Raw genomic sequence first — 18,879 nt, forward strand, 5'->3', positions numbered from 1 at the left:
CACTATCGGAAGTCAATTTTCTAACAATTATAATTTTAAAAGATATTCTATGAAGACCTATAAACTCCACCTTACATTTTGCATACTTATTGCTTTGGCATCCCTTAGCAGTTGTAAAAAACAAATCATCGGGGATCAGTCACTTACAGGTGAAAACAGCAAAAACCTGGTATCAAACGTCGTTGAACACGCTAACTTCACCACTCCGGATTCTGTTGCGGGCATCCAGGAAACCAAATGGGGAAAAATAAGTTATGACCTGAACGCCAATCGGGTTAACGGAGATTCGGTTCTGCTCAGTTTTGACGGCAATTTGTGCCGTGAAATACATGCAGCTAACGGCTACACGCTTAAATATGTCGATTTACCGGGCAGTTCTATCTCCAGCATCAGTGGAACGCAAATACTTGCGGCAAACCTTAACGCTGTAGATTCTGCCACAGCTGCAGGCAAACCAAATGATGCAAGACAGACCTGGTTTACCTTTAGCGATGGTAAACAATATGGGATAATTCCAGTAAAAGACCGCTATCTGGTATTGTTTAAAGGCGATAGCATCGTTAAAACAACGGCATTGTATGTGCTTCAATTAAATGCAATTGAATATGTACCTGGTCAGATGAGCGGATACTACTTCGGTGGAGTGAAATTCGACTATAAACGATTAATTTAAGTATAAATTTTGCAAAGGTGTCCTATTTTAATATTGGACACCTTTGTCTTTTACCAGCTATTCTATTGGAAACTATTCTATATTGGAAATGGCTATAGTGCAGCCAGATCGGGAGGTTGATGATCTCTCTCTGGAATTATTCATCCCAATCAAGTAACCAGGCTTAATGCAAAAAAGACTGCAATTTTTAATGGTCTGAATATTGACCTATTTTTTTAATACGGTACAATATTTAAATACCATTTTCTACATTTAAATACCATTTTCTAAATTATGTTGCAACATTGATCAATCTAATTGGATAGTGCGATTAGTGTGTTACAAGTTGTCCAGATACTGCATATCAATCCGAATAACAGGCAATACAAAAGGATATCCATCTCCTTTCTTAACCTAATCAGGAAGACTACAACAAACATCAGCGGACAGGTGGTTAGGAAAATAAAAATAACTGTAGCTAATGTTTCAAAAATATCCTGATTGAAATCCATTAGTAAAATTCTGATCCCAGCATGTATAAGCCAGATAATAATTGGAGCAATAAAACACAATAGCCATTTCCAAATCGCTTGTAATTTAAGTTGTTCAGGAAATGTGCGACGGTAGTTCCTCCCCAACAATAAAATTATACCCACTACAATTAAACTTAGCACAGCAATCTGGATATAAACATTTCTGATCGTATCTGCGCGGGTATTCATCCGCGTAGAAGAGATTAGTTTGCCTTGGTCAAATTGCCGGAGGCCGGTTCGTTCTCCCTTAATAAATGTTTGTTGAGCCAGGCTGTTCTTGCTAGTATCTCTAAAGGTCCAGATCGAATCTTCAACACCCATTTTGTAGAATCCTTCAATGATTAATTTATTTTTTTTTGTTCTGGTAAACCTGCCATCCAGGCGGCTGCCATTAAACCTTAAAACGTCTTTACCCTGCGCGGTATTGATGGTTAGTGTGGTGACTTTTCCGACAGGAATTAAGTTTGTACGGCCTGTTATCATTGCCATAACATCCTTATCAAGATCTATAAGTGAGCGGTTTTTATTGTAGTCATCTCCCCTGACAGGGTTAGTGATGTACAAATAATTAACTTTAACAACCAGTAAGGAATCCATCTTATAAAATTCAAATTCATCATAGGAAGTAGTATCCGGAATTTCAGAAGATTTTAGGAGTACATACTGTGGCTGATCAAAGTACTGAACAGACCTTTGCTGACTCGTGGCACAGAAGGAGAAGATCGTAACCATCCCGATGAACCAGGTGCTTAATCGAGCTACCAGAGCATTTTTAGGCGCAACAATTGAAATGCCTTTTACATGGATCCAGGCAACCAATAATATAGGTAAGGCGATCAGATCGGTAGGATCAACTGTGCGCTGAATGCTAAAGAAGGTATTTACCAACTCGATTAATCCTGAAGCTAATTCACTTTTCCAATAGATGAACAGCAAACCGCTGAAGATAAAAACCGATAATTTACGTTGAGGAAAAACCGCCGACCAAAAAATAGGAAAAATGAATAACCCACAAACATCAGATACTTTTCCGGTAAGCATATTATGGAAAGCTGCCTTCAGATAGAAGTCGTTAAGGAGTAACAGCAGCAGGCAAAAAATGAAAGGTGGTGATATCAGCGTTTTTAGACGTTCGTACATTTGACAGCAATTTACTTTCTTATTAATACAAATTATGTAATTTGGTAACCTTGCCTAAATCATACAATGTGGTAGACCATCACCGCAATACCTTTTTAAAAATCTGGATGTTCTCTTTAAAAATGCTTTTGTAAGGTAATTAATCTCCGCTTATTAGCATGCAGGCTCCTTGCTTCGCTATTTTAATATTACCATCATTAACCAACATTTACGGTTTTCCGTAAGTATGCAAGGTGATCATATCCTAAATTAGCTAACTTATCAGCGTATAATTTTAAGCTATAAACCAGAAATGAAATCTTATTAACATAAATAGTATTTACTTTTAATGTCTTTGATTTATTCCTATAATTGTTTTAGATTAAGTCACTCCATCGAAATGAAAAATCAAATCAATAGCATCCCTTTGTTTTGAATGAATAATATCTGGCAGCATATAAACACTACAGGATCTGCCTGCTAATATATTAGGGATGCAAAACACATAAGAATCCATTTCTTTGCAAAATGGTGGGGTAAATTTAACGGATTTCACTTCCAGCGAAAGTATAGGCTTCTTGAAAAAAGATTAATTTATGAAAATTCTCCATACTGCAGACTGGCACATCGGTCAGCTGTTTCACGAATACGACCGTACACCAGAACACCAGCAGTTTCTGAATTGGTTGGTGCAGGTTGTACAAGATGAGAAGGTAGATGTTTTGCTGATTAGTGGAGATGTTTTTGACATTTCTAATCCTGCAGCGGCATCTATAAAAATGTTTTATACCTTTCTAAATGGTGCAACCAAAGCAAATCCGGATTTACAGGTCATCATCACCGCGGGCAATCATGATTCTGCCTCTCGTTTAGAAGCACCAAAGCCATTGCTGGAATCTTCCAATGTGCATATTATTGGCTTGGTTGAAAAAGATGCAGATGGAAATATCAATTACGAGAAGCTACTCGTTCCAATACATGATGCTTCGGGTAACATTAAAATATGGTGCCTGGCTGTTCCATTTTTGCGCATGGGCGATTATCCAACAATTGCCGACTGTGCAAATCCCTATACTGAAGGCGTAACGGCATTATATGCAGAAGCTTTCGAATATGCCAGTTTGAAAAAGCAACATGGACAAACCATTATCGCTATGGGACATTTGCACACTCACCATGCCGAAATAAGCGACCTGGATAATACCGAAAGGCTGATTATGGGCGGTGTAGAATGTATTCCGGCTACCGCGTTTCATCCAGATCTCCAATATGTAGCGCTGGGCCATATTCACAAAGCACAACGCATTGGCGGAAAAGAACACATCCGGTATTCCGGAAGTCCGCTACCCATGTCTTTTTCGGAGCTTAACTATAAACACCAGGTCATTGTCTTTGAGTTGGAAGAAGAGATTAAAAATCTTAAATCAATAGAAATTCCACTGTTTGTACCCCTGCTCAGGATTCCGCTGAAACCCCTGCCCTTGCATGAAGTTATTACACTCCTGGAAGAATTGCCAACAATGGATCAGCATTCAGAAATAGCCCCCTATCTTAATGTAAGGGTATTGCTTGATGGACCAGAACCTGCGTTGCGACACAAGATAGAGACTGCGTTGGCAGGCAAAAGGGTAAGGCTAGCAAAAATTGAATCAATCAATCCCGCTTCTACAGAAAAAGTATCAGAATTTATTACTCAGGAAAAACTGAGCGAGCTTAAGCCTCTTGATGTATTTAACAAAATATACCAGTCCAGATACAATAGTGAAGTTCCTGCTACCCTACTGCAACTTTTTCACCAGGTAGCACAAGAAGTAAATCAAACAGCCGAATAAGATGAAGATACTTGCCATACGTATAAAAAACCTGGCTTCTTTAGAAGGAACTACCGAGATTAACTTTACTGCCGAGCCGCTCTGTTCGGCAGGTATTTTTGCCATCACCGGAGCTACCGGAGCCGGGAAATCGACCATATTAGACGCGCTGTGTCTTGCCTTATACAGTAAAACGCCAAGATACCTGCAGGCAAAGGAAACAGGAATTGAGATCCTAGATGTTCCGGGAAATAAATTGAATCAAAGTGATGTTCGGGGGATTCTGCGGGATGGCACAGCTGATGGTTTTGCTGAAGTAGATTTTAGGGGAATAGACGGACAACACTATCGTGCAAACTGGAATGTAAGGCGTGCCCGCAATAAAGCCGATGGCAGTATGCAGTCTGATTCGGTTACCTTACAAAACATCACATCCAATACCGCTATTCCGGGTAAAAAAGCAGAAACCCTGAAAGAAATAGAAAGGCTTGTTGGACTTAATTTTGAGCAGTTTACCCGTTCGGTATTGCTGGCGCAGGGCGATTTTACTGCTTTTATGAAAGCCAGCAAGGATGAAAAATCTTCATTATTAGAAAAGCTTACCGGCACACATATCTATTCGGAAATCTCAAAAAAAATATTTGAGAATTATAAGGTTGAAGAACAGATACTTCGGGAGCTTAATTTACGAAAAGAAGGAATTGCCACACTCAACGAGGATGAACTTAAAACCTTACTGGAAGAACAAAGTATTTTAGCAACCCAAATCAAAAGCTTAGAAAAACAGCTTGATACCTTAACGATAGAAATTGGCTGGCATGAGCAACTCGCTACATTACAAGCCAATCATCTTGAAGCCAATACCGCAGTACAAAATGCGAACGAGCATAAAGTAAATGCTTTTCCACGCCGGCAGAAACTGGTGGTAACCGAGCAGGTACAACAAACCAGAAGCTGGGTAGATGCACAAAAGCACGCACAACAACAATATGGAGATAAAACAATCGCCCTGACTACTATAAAAGAATCCATTGTCTCGTTCCAGAAACAGCAAGAAAAACTAGAGTTACAGCTTTTAGCTTCTGGAAATGAGCTTACAGCACAAAACAAAGCCTTCAATGATGCGCTACCCCTACTGGAGCAAGCTAAAAAACTTGATACGCTACTTGCCGAAAAAAAGGAAAGCTTAGAAAAAGCTAAAAAAGAAGCTGATACTGCATCGGAAACAAACAGCCAGCAACAAAAACTACTGGCAGATAAGCAAGCCGCATTTACAGCGCTTTCCACTCAAATCAAAACCATAACCAATTGGAAAACAGAAAATATAGACCGTAGTCCGATTGCTGAACATAAAAACATCATCCTTTCTAAATTACAGGATGCTAAAAAACTTTTGGAAACTGTACAATCTTCTACCAGCGAACTGGATGTGTTAGATGGTAAAATCAGCACCAGCGAAACGGAACGAACAGCGATTGAAACGAGTCTGAGCAAGCAGACGCTGGAATGGGATCGTTTAAAGAACACCTATGATGGTGGGTTGAGGGAATTGCTGTTAATTCCCATTGAAGCTTTAAACCTGGATAAGGAGGAGATAAACCGTTCAGTTGAAAATACGATACAAGCGCAAGCCCACTGGCAACTGCTTGATCATGCGCTTACGGATTTACAAACCTTAAGCCAGAAACAACTTACGGACGAGGCTGATTACCAAACAAAACAGCAAAGCCTGGCAGAACTTTCCAGAAAGCTGGAGGTAGAAAGTGCTCAAAAGGAAACCACCGCAAAGTTGTTGCAACAATCTCGTCTGGCATCAGCTGAAAACGTTGAAACGCTCAGAGCTGGTTTGATAGATCAGGAACCTTGTCCGGTATGTGGCAGTACCGCCCATCCATATGCCTTGCACCATCCAGGTTTGCAAAATGTATTGGCAAAAATGGAAGAATCTCATGAAGAGATGGAACGTGTTTATCTTGCCACTTATCGCCAGCATAATGCTTTAGAACAAGCTTTTCAAACTTTGGCGCAAACCATCGAGATTCAGCATGAAGCCATTAATGCAAAACAGGCTGCGCTGCAAAATAAAAAACAAATCTGGGAACAATTTGATATCGCGCAAGAAGGCCAGGCCATTGCCGATGTAAAAAAAGCAGACTGGATAGCAGAAAAATTACAGTCTTTAAAAACTAAACAGGCTGTTTTACTAGCACAGACACAGGCTTATTCCAGCCAAAAACAACAACTGGAGGCCGATAAAATAAAAATCGACCTGCTAAAAGAAACCATTGATCGCCTTACTAATCAATTGAAGGATGTAAACGCTGCCATCTCTCTTTACCGGGAACAGCGGATTGGAAAACTTAAAGAACAGCAAAAGGCTGCAGTGGACCTTAATGAGGTTGAAAAAACACTTTCGCCTTATTTTACTACTCCAGAATGGATGAAAAACTGGAAGGCTGATCCAACTTCATTTGTAGGACGGATTGAAAGCTTCGCTAAAACGTGGAATGAAAACTCAGAGAAGTTAGCACAATACAGCCTTCAGGAAGGGGCGTTAGCCGCTACGTTAAAAGAACTGGATAACCAGGCAAAAAACATTTTAGCTGAGCTGAATAAAAAGACGGATGCTCACGCCATACAAAACCAAAACTACCAGGAACTGAAGCAACAACGCCATATTATTTTCGATGGAAAACCTGCCACAGATGTAGAAACCCAATTGAAACAGGCAATTACAGAAACCCAAAAACAGCATGATCAGCTTAAAGAGATACAGCAGGAACTAAGCATTAACAGTACCAAAGCCAACACTCAAAAAGAAGAATTGCTTATCACGTTAAATACCTTAGCCATAGAAACTACAAAAGCTTCACAAAAAATAGATGACTGGATTAGTGAATACAATCAAAAAAATAACGCCACTTTAAGTATTACTGAACTGCATCAACTCCTGGCCTTAAATAACGATTGGATGGATACCGAGCGTAAAACATTACAGGCCATTGATGACGAAGTAACGAAGGCAACCTCCATCCTCGCAGAAAGAAAACAACTGCTGGATACGCATCAGCAAAAAACCTTATCCGAACGCCCGTTAGACGAACTTAACGAATTATTTGGGTCTATAAAGTCAGATGTGGAATTGCAGAAGGATAAAAGAAGCGAAATTGGTTTCAAGTTACAACAAGACGAAGCCAATAAAAATAAAATTGGTGACTTGCTAAAAAGCATCGCCACACAAGCAGGCATTACAGAAAACTGGAGTAAACTCAATGAAATTATCGGCTCTGCTGATGGTAAAAAGTTCCGGCAGATTGCCCAGGAATATACACTTGATGTTTTGCTCGGCTATGCAAACATCCACCTGCATTCACTTACCAACAGGTATAAAATTGAACGTATTCCGGCCACACTGGGCTTACAGGTAGTAGATCAGGATATGGGCGATGAAGTGCGTACCGTGTACTCACTTTCTGGTGGAGAATCTTTTTTAGTATCGCTTGCACTGGCCTTGGGCCTCGCCTCTTTATCATCCAGCCGGATGAAAGTAGAGTCATTATTTATTGATGAAGGTTTTGGATCCTTAGATCCTACTACGCTCAATATTGCCATGGATGCTTTAGAAAGACTTCATAATCAAGGCCGTAAAGTAGGTGTAATCTCGCACGTACAGGAAATGACCGAAAGGATTCCGGTACAGATTAAGGTGAGTAAACAACAGAGCGGGAAGAGTAAGGTGGAGGTTTTGGGGATGTAATCACATTGGAGTAATAGCTTTGATAACTCTACCAGCGTTTCAGAAAGTTATTAAAGCTGATCAACGTAAATTCATTTCTGTCCATTGTTTTTGAGCTTATTTAATGGATTAAATTACCTTCTCAGATAATGGAAATCGAATGGAATTTACAAAATAGATATACTTGCATAACTAAACTTTTAGAAAATTTATTTTTTTTTAATTTTGATAAAAAATGACGTTCCAAATCATGAATAGCTTTAAAAAACACAGAGGCCTTCGCCGATATTATAAAAATCTGGTGCTAAAGAATGAAGACTGGAATGCTTTAAATTTTACAGATTCGAATAATGTATGGTTTGATCTTTGGCATACGCATTTCGATTCTTACGGTTATGGGAATGATAGTTTTAAACGCCGTAAACCACATCTTGATCAATTGTTCCGACATTTTAATCTTTTGAGTGATCAAGCTAAATTTTTAAAAGTAGATTATCAGATCTGGATTACCATTTTAGATAAAGACAGTGCTAGTGATGCATTATTTTTACACACCCCAAACCCAGATCAAAATAACTTTCCATGGGAGATATCAGGGATATCTGAAACATCTACCCTGACTAATCAGCAGTTAATAGAATACATTAATAACTTAGTTGGTTACGAGAAACGATACGGCAAAGCTGACGAAGCATTCTGTGTGCTTTATAAAAAAGGTATTGGGATAACGGTTGCGTAGACTTTATTAAATCCGAAAAATAGCGCCGCAATTATTTGAACTTACTTTTGCTTTTTGATATTAAATTTGAATTATTATTAATAAAAGTTCAGTAAAAATCAGTTAAGAAAAATTTCAATGAATGATAAGATGACTAAATCAAACGCATTTCACTATTTATTCCATTGCATAGTTTTATCTATGATGATCCTTTGTGTGTTAGTCATGGGTTGCAGCAATAAAAATAATAAAACCGGCCAAGCCAGGCTTCCTGACACCAATAAGACAGATAGTGTCGCCAAAATCCAACCGATGGAACAAATTGCCACGGGCAAAACAGACAAGCCAGACACCATCAGGAATATGGAAGCCACTAAAATGAATGAAGATGCTTTTCAAAAGGCCATCGTTAACCTTCAGGATAGTTCCTTAACCGTTTATGAAAATATCAGGGCTGATTATCGCATTTTTGGCTATCAGCAACCAGATACCAATTCAAAAAAAATGGTTTTCTTCTCGGTGTTTACACCCGACGTGGAAAATAATCCCTATCAATGTCCATACGGTGCCTATTATTCTTCAGGAGCCATGCAAGATACGCACATGAAATATATTGGAAAAACTGGAGACTTTGTAAAAGCGAATCTGGTTAAAAATAAAACCGTGCTTACCCCTATTTATATTTTGAAGGATTGGATTCAGTTTGAAAAGCAAAATTAATTATAGAGAAAAACTAATACGACAAACAAAGACGGTTTTGATTGCACAACCAATTGTTTATTGGCTGTGGCAACCTCCTTATGGCTTAAGGTTTAGCAAATAGGAGATTGCCACGAACATTACCGATGAAGGATCGGAAAATGTTCTCGCAAGGACGTTCATATGGGAAATTAATACGCTACATAAACGCGTCATACAAAAACGGTCGTCCTTGGCGAAGCCAATTCTTCATTGGCTGGCAACCTCATTGTGGCTAATGCTATATCAAACAGGAGATTGCCACAAACATTACCGATGAAGGATCGGAGAACGTTCTCGCAAGGACGTTCAGGGAGGAAGTTTATACGCTTTACTAATACGCCATACAAAAACGGTCGTTATTGCACAGCCAATTCTTCATTGGCTGTGGCAACCTCATTGCTGCTTATGCTATAGCAAATAGGAAATTGCCACCAGCATTACCGATGAAGTATCGGAGAATGTTCTAGCAAGGACATTCATAGAGGTAATTAATACGCTATACTAACACGCTATATTGACACACCATACAAAAACGTCCGTCATTGCGAAGCCAATCCTTCATTGGCTGTGGCAACCTCATTGTGGCTAATGCTATATCAAACAGGAGATTGCCGCGAACATTACCGATAAAGGATCGGAGAATGTCCTCGCAAGGACGTTCAGGGAGGAAATTGATACGCTACACAAACACGCTATATTAACACACTATACAAAATCGCTCGTTATTGCACACCTAATTCTTCATTGGCTGTGGCAACCACCTTATGGCTGATGGTGTAGCAAGGAGGAGATTGCCACGAAAATTACCAATAAAGGATCGGAGAATGTTCTCGCAAGGACGTTCATAGAGGAAATTAATACGCTATACTAACACGCTATACAAAAACGGCCGCCATTGCACGACCAAGTCATCACTGGCTGTGGCAACCTCATTGTGGCTAATGCTATATCAAATAGGAGATTGCCACGAACATTACCGATGAAGGATCGGAAAATGTTCTCGCAAGGACGTTCAGGAGGAAGTTTATACGCTTTACTAATACGCCATACAAAAACTGCCGTCATTGCCGCTAATCCTGTACCAAATAGCAGATTGCCACAAACACTACCGCTGAAGGATCGGAAAATGTTCTCGCAAGGACGTTCATAGAGGAAATTAATGCGCTATATTGACACACCATACAAAAACGTCCGTCATTGCGAAGCCAATCCTTCATTGGCTGTGGCAACCTCATTGTGGCTAATGCTATATCAAACAGGAGATTGCCGCGAACATTACCGATGAAAAATCGCAGAACGTTCTCGCAAGGACGTTCATAGGGGAACTTAATACGATATACTAACACGCTATATTAACACGCCATACAAAAACTGCTATCATTGCGAAGCCAATTCTTCATTGGCTGGCAACCTCATTATGGCCGATGGTGTACCAAATAGGAGATTGCCACGAACATTACCGATGAAGGATCGGAGAACGTTCATACAGGAAATTAATATGCTATACTAGTGCATCATACAAAAACGGCCGCCATTGCACGACCAATTCATCACTGGCTGTGGCAACCTCATTGTGGCTAATGCTATATCAAATAGGAGATTGCCACGAACATTACCGATTAAGGATCGGAGAATGTCCTCGCAAGGACGTTCAGTGAGGAAATTGATACGCTACACAAACACGCTATATTAACACACCATACAAAAACGTCCGTCATTGGGAAGCCAATCCTTCATTGGCTGTGGCAACCTCATTGTGGCTAATGCTATATCAAACTGGAGATTGCCGCGAACATTGCCGATGAAGGATCGGAGAATGTTCTCGCAAGGTCGTTCAGGGAGGAAATTAATACGCTATATTAATACACCATACAAAAACTGCCGTCATTGCGAAGCCAATCCTTCATTGGCTGTGGCAACCTCATTGTGGCTAATGCTATATCAAACAGGAGATTGCCGCGAACATTACCGATGAAGGATCGGAAAATGTTCTCGCAAGGACGTTCATAGAGGAAATTAATGCGCTATACTTATACATCATACAAAAACGGCTGTCATTGCGAAGCCAATTCTTCATTGGCTGTGGCAACCTCATTGCTGCTTATGCTATAGCAAATAGGAAATTGCTACCAACATTACCGATGAAAAATCGCAGAACGTTCTCGCAAGGACGTTCAGGGAGGAAATTAATACGCTATATTAACACGCCATATAAAAACGTCCGTCATTGCGAAGCCAATTCTTCATTGGCTGTGGCAACCTCATTGTGGCTAAAGGTGTAGCAAGGAGGAGATTGCCACAAACATTACCAATGAAGAATCGGAAGATGTTCTCGCAAGGACGGCGGATGTGGCAGATAAAACTAAGGAACTTAATTAAGGCTGTCGCCATTGCACGACCAATTCTTCATGGGCTGTGGCAACCTCATTATGGCTAATGCTGTATCAACTAGGAGATTGCCACGAAAATTACCAATAAAGGATCGGAAAGTGTTCTCGCAAGGACGGCGGATGTGGCAGATAAAACTAAGGCACTTAATTAAGGTTGTTGTCATTGCGAAGCCAATCCTTCATTGGCTGTGGCAACCTCATTGTGGCTAATGCTATATCAAACCGGAGATTGCCACAAACATTACCGATGAAGGATCGGAAAATGTTCTCGCAAGGACGTTCTGGGAGGAAATTGAGACGCTATACTAACACGCTATATTAACACACTATACAAAACCGTCTGACATTGCGAAGCAAATCCTTCATTGGCTGTGGCAACCTCATTGTGGCTAATGCTATAGCAAATAGGAAATTGCCACGAACATTACCGATGAAGGATCGGAGAATGTTCTCGCAAGGACGTTCATAGAGGAAATTAATACGCTACACTAACACGCTATATTAACACACCATACAAAAACGTCCGTCATTGCGAAGCCAATTCTTCATTGGCTGTGGCAACCTCATTGTGGCTAATGCTATATCAAACAGGAGATTGCCGCGAACATTACCGATGAAGGATCGGAGAATGTTCTCGCAAGGACGTTCATAGAGAAAATTAATACGCTATACTAACACGCTATATTAACACACCATACAAAAACGGCCGTCATTGCAAAGCCAATTCTTCATTGGCTGTGGCAACCTCATTGCTACTAAATTGATTCTTATTCTTCAATTAAATCGTATAAATCTTTCCATTGTGGATTTGATTCGTTAATCAAGTCAATTTTGTTTTGTCTTTTCCCTGCCTTTATTCTTTTCTCTTCGGCAATTGCTTCTTCAATACTTTCAAAAAAAATGTAAAAAACCAGTTTATAGCATTTATATTTTGAGGTAAAACTATCTGGGTAGTAATTGTTTTTATGCTGCCAGATCCTATTTCTCAATTCAGAGGTTACACCTGTATATAAAATTGCATCATACCGATTAGTTAAGATATAAACGTAACCTCCCTTAAACATTTTTTTTATTGAAAATAATGAAAATTATTTATTTGGTATAAACTAAAGACTGCCGCGAACATCAACCATAAAGGATCAATACCTATTTTCGAAAGGACGTACAGGAGGAAATAGTACGCTACACTAAATACAATAATCAGTGTGCGCTATGAAGCATTCTTAATGTAATCGCTTGCTGCGTTGAGTCATAGCGAGACGCTACAACCAGATTTTTTATTTGAAGAAATTAATAATCGGGCCATCCGAAGACGACCCGAAAAACTAACCAACTTTTCTTATTAGTAACCAGGATTTTGCGTTAATACCGCATCCTTGTTTAATTGAATTTCAGTTAATGGAATAGGCAATAACAACGCTTTTGTAGTTAAGCCCGTAATCGGTTTTGAAGCATCGTTTGAGTTTAAACGAAGCGCACGTTCTACCAATGTCCCAGTCCTCATTAAGGTCATTCGTCTATTCTCTTCGCCAATCAACTCTCTGGCTCTTTCATCGAGAATAAAGTCTTTTGTCATTTCTGCGGCTGTAACCTGCGCAGCATTTGCCCTTGTTCTTAACACGTTAATATTAGTGGCTGCTTGCGCTGTTTTGCCCTGGGCCACCTGTGCTTCGGCAAGTAGAAGATAGGTTTCGCCTAATCGCATTAAGATAAAATCTTTGATCATCGCAAACCCGAACGCATCATTAGGATCATATGCACCCCACTTGGTCGTACTTGGACAAATATTAATTAAGGTATCTGGTCCTGTAAACGGCACTTGCTTTCCAAATCTGGCTGCATAGATCGGGTTCGGATCATTATAATAATATCTTCTGCGAATGTTATATTGTGAATTGCGAATATCGTTTCCTTTATACAATCCATAAAGCACCCAATTGCTCAAACGCAACCTGCCAATAGAACGACCGCCTAATGAATCGGCTACCGCCATCCCTGCAATGTTGTAATAAGCTGCTCCCCAAACCCTTCTTTGCTGTGGGTTATCGGTAATTCCACCAACTACAGCATTCGGGTTTTCTTGTTCCAATACCCAGATGGCTTCGGTATTTCCTTGAGATCTTCTCTGGTTTCCGTATTGAAACATATCAGAATAGTAATCTCCCGGCTGACTCGCTTTTACACCATAACGACTTCTGATCAGGTTAAATTTACCACTACTGATGATCGCTTGTGCCTGTTGCTCTGCTAAATCCGGTTTGCCAATACGCAGGTAAACCTCTGCTAAAAGCTGCATGGCCATAAATTTATTCGCCCTGCCGTACATTTTACCTTTGGTATTGTTTTTTACCGCTTCTATGTCTGGCAAGTTTGCTGCAGCAAAAACTAAATCAGCTACAATAAGATCATTTACTTCAGTTATTGGTGCGCGAACGAAATCTATTTTTGGTCCGGTTAGTGCATTTTTAATTAATGGAACCCCACCAAACAAAGTAGCCAGGTTATTATAAGCATATCCCCTAAAAAATCTTGCTTCGGCACTGATGAGGTTTTTACCATTCGGGCTGATAGTTGATGTGGTGAGGTTACTGATACCATCCAGAATGATGTTTGTAGAATTAACCATAGTGTAGTTTCTATTCCAGGCACGGGCGGCACCATTATCTGTTGATGTTAATAATGCATAATTATAATATGGAATTTCCACACCTTGCTGATTATTGGTTGCGTTTGCCACATCGGTTCCTACCTGCCAAACGCTCGGCCAACCTTGCTGATCGCCCCATGAAAAGATGGTGCTGGTGTGGTTATACAACCCGATAAGCGATGCTTCGAAACCAAGCGAATCGGTAAGGGTTAATGGCGTGTAAGCCGAAAATGGTTTTTCATCCAGAAATGCTTTTTTGCAGGATGATAATGCAAAAAACAGTATGGTAATGGATGCTATGATGGTTATATATTTTTTCATGATGATGCTAATTAACGTAAGGAAACATTTAAACCGATAACAAAAGTTCTGGTTACGGGGTAATTGTTTGTCCAGTCTGCTGCAAATGCCTGCTGATTTGCTCCCGAATTTCCTGTTCCTCTGCCATAGGTAGTTTGTTCAGGATCCCATCCTATCCAGTTGGTAAATGTTGCCAGGTTCCTGCCACTCGCGTAAACAGTTAAACTACCTAAATGAAGCTTATCTAATATTTTTTGCGTAAAAACATAGCTTAAGGTAACATCTTTAATTCTGGTATAACTGGCGTCGGAGGCGTAACCGTAACCTAAGGTATTGTTATAAGATAAAGCCGGACGGGTTTGGCTTTGATTTTCTGGTGTCCAGTAGCCAATTTCTGCAGGTGTATTTCTTCTTCCGGTTTCATCGCCATAAGTTAAATCAGGGTTATTTCTGGTGATGCCTTGGGCTGTTTGAATAAATACGCTTAAATTAATGTTTCTATAGTGGAAGGTATTTGTGATACCGCCTGTCCATTTTGGTGCTGTCTGGCCTAAAATAGTTCTGTCATCCGGCGTAATTCTACCATCGCCATTAATGTCAGCGAACTTCAAACTTCCAGGTCTTGCGGTTGGATCCTGTTTAGAAACATCTTCTCCCGTTTGCCAGATACCCGTCATTTGGTAATCATATATTACATTAATTGGTCTTCCAATGAACAACCTGTTTCCGAGATCATCCTTGCCATCGCCAAAAAGATCAGTAATTTTATTCTTGTTGGTCGCGAATACTACCATCGTTTCCCATCTGAAATCTTTTCCTCTAAAATTTTGTGAGTTTAGGGTTATTTCCAATCCATTATTGGTTGTTTTACCAACATTTTCCAATACCTCTCTATATCCGGTGATGATGGGCAAAGCTCTGTTAAGCAGAATTCCATCGGTTTTGTTTTGATAAGCCTCAATACTCCCGGAAATTCTGTTGTCGAAAAGACCGAAATCCAAACCGATGTTGGCTGTTTTGGTAGTTTCCCATTGCAACAGCGTGTTCCCTAAATTAGCAGGAAGTACACCGATGGTACTAATGCCATTAAATGGAGACCTCACCGAATTTTCGGTTGTAATCGTTCTGTAAACCCCTACTGCCTCATTACCTGTTTTACCATACGACACTCTTAACTTTAGGTTATTAATAGCCTTTAGGTTTTTCATAAAACCTTCGTTGGTGATGTTCCAGCCAATTGCTGCTGATGGGAATACGCCATACTTAGTTGTATTGACACCAAATACCGACGATCCGTCCCTACGTGCAGTTAAGGTTAACAGATAGCGACTATCATAAGAATAGAACAAACGACCCATTTGTGAGTTTAATCCATAACGATCACGATAGGTATTACTGGTCTGCGTTGCGCCAGCTCCAATATTATCTAGGCCCAATTCATCATTTATAAAACCCACAGCGCCTGCAGTGGTAGAATTGAATTTACGTTCTTGTGAGCTATATAAAGCTGTGAAATCGAAATGGTGTTTTTCGATATCCTTGGCATAAGTTAAAATATTTTCAATGGTATAACTGTTGGTAGAGGCATTGAAACTGCTCGCTGTTCCGTTATTATCGTTTGCCAAACGACCTACATAACTTCCTCTTCTTTCGGGGAAGTAAGTGTAACCTGCATTAAATCTATATTTTAACCCGGTTAATACCCCAGGGAATTTAATCTCGGCATAACCATTGCCATTGATGTTTGTTGTTCTGTTTATCTGTGTAGTTTTTAAACCTAATAATGGGTTAGTATACAATAATTCCGGAGCCATCGGGAAAATTTTATAAGCGCCATTTGCCTCATACTGCTGCCCGTAAGGACTCATTGCACTGGCTAATAACAAATTTGCTCTGCCACCATCAAACTTGTTGCTGGTTAAAAACAGTGATGTACCAACCGTTAAAAAACTCGTTACGTTGATATCCAGGTTTGATCTTAAACTCACGCGATTAAATTGATATCCTTTGATTACACCTTTTTGATCAAGGTAATCACCCGAGATAAAATATTTCACATCTGGCGAGCCTCCCGAAATACTCACATTATGATCCTGTATTCTACCTTGTTGTGTAGATTCATCAATCCAGTCTGTAGTTGTACCCGCATTATAAGCAGCAAGCTCACCAACATTGGGCACCGGTCTGGTTTGTGTCTGATTGGTTTGTTTCAAGAAATCAGCATATTTCTGTACATACTCTGCGCCGCTTCTAGGTTCTAGTGTATGGGCGATATTATCCAGACCCACATAACCATTGTAACGAATGACTGGTTTGCCAGATGTTCCACGTTTAGTAGTAACCAGAATTACCCCGTTAGATCCGTTCGTGCCGTAAATTGCGGTCGCACTTGCATCTTTTAAAACCTCTACTGATGCAATATCGTTCGGATTAATATCATTTAAAGATCCACCTGTTTTACTCAACGGAACACCATCTACCACCACATAGGGGCCAGCACTTGCTGAAATGGAGTTCTGCCCCCTGATTAAAGCATTCGGCTGACTACCTGGAACCGACGATGTGGTACTGATGTTTACCCCGGCCACAGCACCCTCTATTGCCTGAAGCACGTTGGTAACCGGAAGCTGAGATAACCTTGCTTTCGGTACTGATACCACAGAACCTGTTACATCTGATCTTTTTTGGGTACCGTAACCCACTACTACAACTTCATTAAGTGTTTTATCAGATTCTTCAGCAAGTGAGAAATTAAGTTGGGTTTGGTTTTCTAAAACGATGGTTTTCGGTGCATAGCCTATAAAGGTTACCACTAATGTTTCACCTTTAGTTGCGGCAATTTTGTAGCGCCCGTTTCCATCGGATATGGCCACCTTTGCCGTCTTTTCATTTTTAATGGTTGCACCAGGAATTGGCAAACCTTTAACATCAAGAATAACACCTGATATTTCTGCATTTTGAGTTTGAGCATATAGACTGTTGCCGCTGATACTTATAGTAAGCAGGATAGCGAAAAGTCCAAATATGCGCCCTAAAGGATAAAGTAAATTTTTTAGCATAATTGAATTTGGTTAGTTGATTTGTTTGGAGCGGGTTAGATTTTCGCAGAGATTACCCGGCGTTTGCTTTTAATTCAGCGCGATTTTTTCATCACCAGATAGGGTGCTTAGGCAGATTTGTTACAGGTCATAAAAATTTATATTTGATTAATTCAAAGAAACTATAAATAAACAGAAATTATGAGGGGCAATACGGTAATTAATAGGGGTTAAATTGATAATTAAACTAAAATAGTATAGAAGTGGCTTTATTCTAATGGATGCAAGCCTACATTTCTCTCTGATAAATGATTCCCCTCAATTTCATCCAGTAAAATCAATTAAGCACTCGCTGATCAGTAAGGTTTTGGTTCATAAATCTAAAACAAATTTTAACAAAAGCTTTGTTTATACTGTACATAATATCGTGGCGATAACCATAATATGCTTTTGTGTCATTTACTAATTATGGTAAATATGGCTATACCAAATTTTCAAGTTGCTAACTAACCTGCAAAGGCTACTTTCTGAAAAATTAATTTCTTGCCCGCTTCAACCTCAAAGATGTAAATTTTGTTGTGTTCGCCCTCGCTAACCGGCTCACCATTTTCATCAACACTATTGTTATTATAGCTTAGATTTAATTGAAGTGTATTTTTATCCTCCTGAACATAATTGACTATCAATTTAAAATTGAAATCACCAGCCTTAAAGTCTGGTGATTCTGCCAGGTGCTTCTCAAATAAATCATCCGCTTTTATTTTCATTATCGATTCTGCCAGGTCATCATCGAAAACTCTTTTATAATAGCGATCAAAATCCGCTTCATACAACAAATCAGGGTTTGCATATTTCCCTATCCTGGATTTTCTTTCACTTTCTGAGAAATCAACCAGATAGCCCCAGCTTTCGTCACCAACCGGAAATTTTAAATAGGTTTTTAATTTATCTTTATCTTTCAGAAAAATAGCCTGACGTAAATTCTTAAAATCATCAATCCAGGTATTTACAGGAATGTATTTACTATTGAGGTTGCTTTCAGGTGTTGCTGTAACTGAGTCAGAAACGATGGTTTTAACCGTATCCTTTTGGTCTTTAACCACCTGCTTTGATTTGTTTTTACAAGAAAGCATTGCGGTCAACGTCATCAATATTAAAATAATCTTTTTCATTGTATTAAAGGTATTTTATTTA

General features: G+C 39.6%; 10 protein-coding genes. 5 read left to right on the forward strand and 5 right to left on the reverse strand.

Annotated elements, in window-relative coordinates; genetic code table 11:
• The first annotated feature begins 49 nt into the window (after nucleotides 1-49).
• Nucleotides 50-673, forward strand: a complete 624-nt coding sequence (locus tag SOM16_RS15295; protein ID WP_320464868.1) for a hypothetical protein — start codon at nucleotides 50-52, stop codon at nucleotides 671-673.
• A gap of 293 nt (nucleotides 674-966) precedes the next feature.
• Here SOM16_RS15295 and SOM16_RS15300 read toward each other — a convergent pair whose 3' ends face one another.
• Nucleotides 967-2,325 carry a hypothetical protein gene (locus SOM16_RS15300; protein WP_320464869.1) on the reverse strand — a complete coding sequence of 453 codons (1,359 nt, stop codon included), beginning with the start codon at nucleotides 2,323-2,325 and terminating at the stop codon, nucleotides 967-969.
• A gap of 575 nt (nucleotides 2,326-2,900) precedes the next feature.
• Here SOM16_RS15300 and SOM16_RS15305 point away from each other — a divergent pair.
• From SOM16_RS15305 to SOM16_RS15320, 4 genes are all read left to right on the forward strand, one after another.
• Nucleotides 2,901-4,136 (forward strand): exonuclease SbcCD subunit D, encoded by a 1,236-nt coding sequence (locus tag SOM16_RS15305; protein WP_320464870.1) that lies wholly within the window; start codon nucleotides 2,901-2,903, stop codon nucleotides 4,134-4,136.
• Between the two features lies 1 nt (nucleotide 4,137).
• Nucleotides 4,138-7,872: an AAA family ATPase gene (locus tag SOM16_RS15310; protein WP_320464871.1), complete on the forward strand. Its 3,735-nt coding sequence runs from the start codon at nucleotides 4,138-4,140 to the stop codon at nucleotides 7,870-7,872.
• A 229-nt stretch (nucleotides 7,873-8,101) separates the two neighbouring features.
• Nucleotides 8,102-8,590 (forward strand): hypothetical protein, encoded by a 489-nt coding sequence (locus SOM16_RS15315; RefSeq protein WP_320464872.1) that lies wholly within the window; start codon nucleotides 8,102-8,104, stop codon nucleotides 8,588-8,590.
• Between the two features lie 291 nt (nucleotides 8,591-8,881).
• Nucleotides 8,882-9,289 (forward strand): hypothetical protein, encoded by a 408-nt coding sequence (locus SOM16_RS15320; RefSeq protein WP_320464873.1) that lies wholly within the window; start codon nucleotides 8,882-8,884, stop codon nucleotides 9,287-9,289.
• 3,178 nt (nucleotides 9,290-12,467) lie between these two features.
• On the opposite strand, the gene SOM16_RS15325 is transcribed toward SOM16_RS15320, so the two are convergent.
• The 4 genes from SOM16_RS15325 to SOM16_RS15340 all read right to left on the reverse strand — a co-directional run bounded on the left by SOM16_RS15325 (nucleotide 12,468) and on the right by SOM16_RS15340 (nucleotide 18,857).
• Nucleotides 12,468-12,764 carry a GIY-YIG nuclease family protein gene (locus SOM16_RS15325; protein WP_320464874.1) on the reverse strand — a complete coding sequence of 99 codons (297 nt, stop codon included), beginning with the start codon at nucleotides 12,762-12,764 and terminating at the stop codon, nucleotides 12,468-12,470.
• Between the two features lie 278 nt (nucleotides 12,765-13,042).
• Nucleotides 13,043-14,668, reverse strand: a complete 1,626-nt coding sequence (locus SOM16_RS15330; RefSeq protein ID WP_320464875.1) for a RagB/SusD family nutrient uptake outer membrane protein — start codon at nucleotides 14,666-14,668, stop codon at nucleotides 13,043-13,045.
• An 11-nt stretch (nucleotides 14,669-14,679) separates the two neighbouring features.
• Complete coding sequence (locus SOM16_RS15335) at nucleotides 14,680-17,706, reverse strand: TonB-dependent receptor (RefSeq protein ID WP_320464876.1); 3,027 nt, start codon at nucleotides 17,704-17,706, stop codon at nucleotides 14,680-14,682.
• Between the two features lie 485 nt (nucleotides 17,707-18,191).
• Nucleotides 18,192-18,857: a hypothetical protein gene (locus tag SOM16_RS15340; protein ID WP_320464877.1), complete on the reverse strand. Its 666-nt coding sequence runs from the start codon at nucleotides 18,855-18,857 to the stop codon at nucleotides 18,192-18,194.
• Between the last annotated feature and the right edge of the window lie 22 nt (nucleotides 18,858-18,879).

The sequence above is a fragment of the Pedobacter sp. CFBP9032 genome, assembly GCF_034045265.1.
Lineage (GTDB): Bacteria > Bacteroidota > Bacteroidia > Sphingobacteriales > Sphingobacteriaceae > Pedobacter.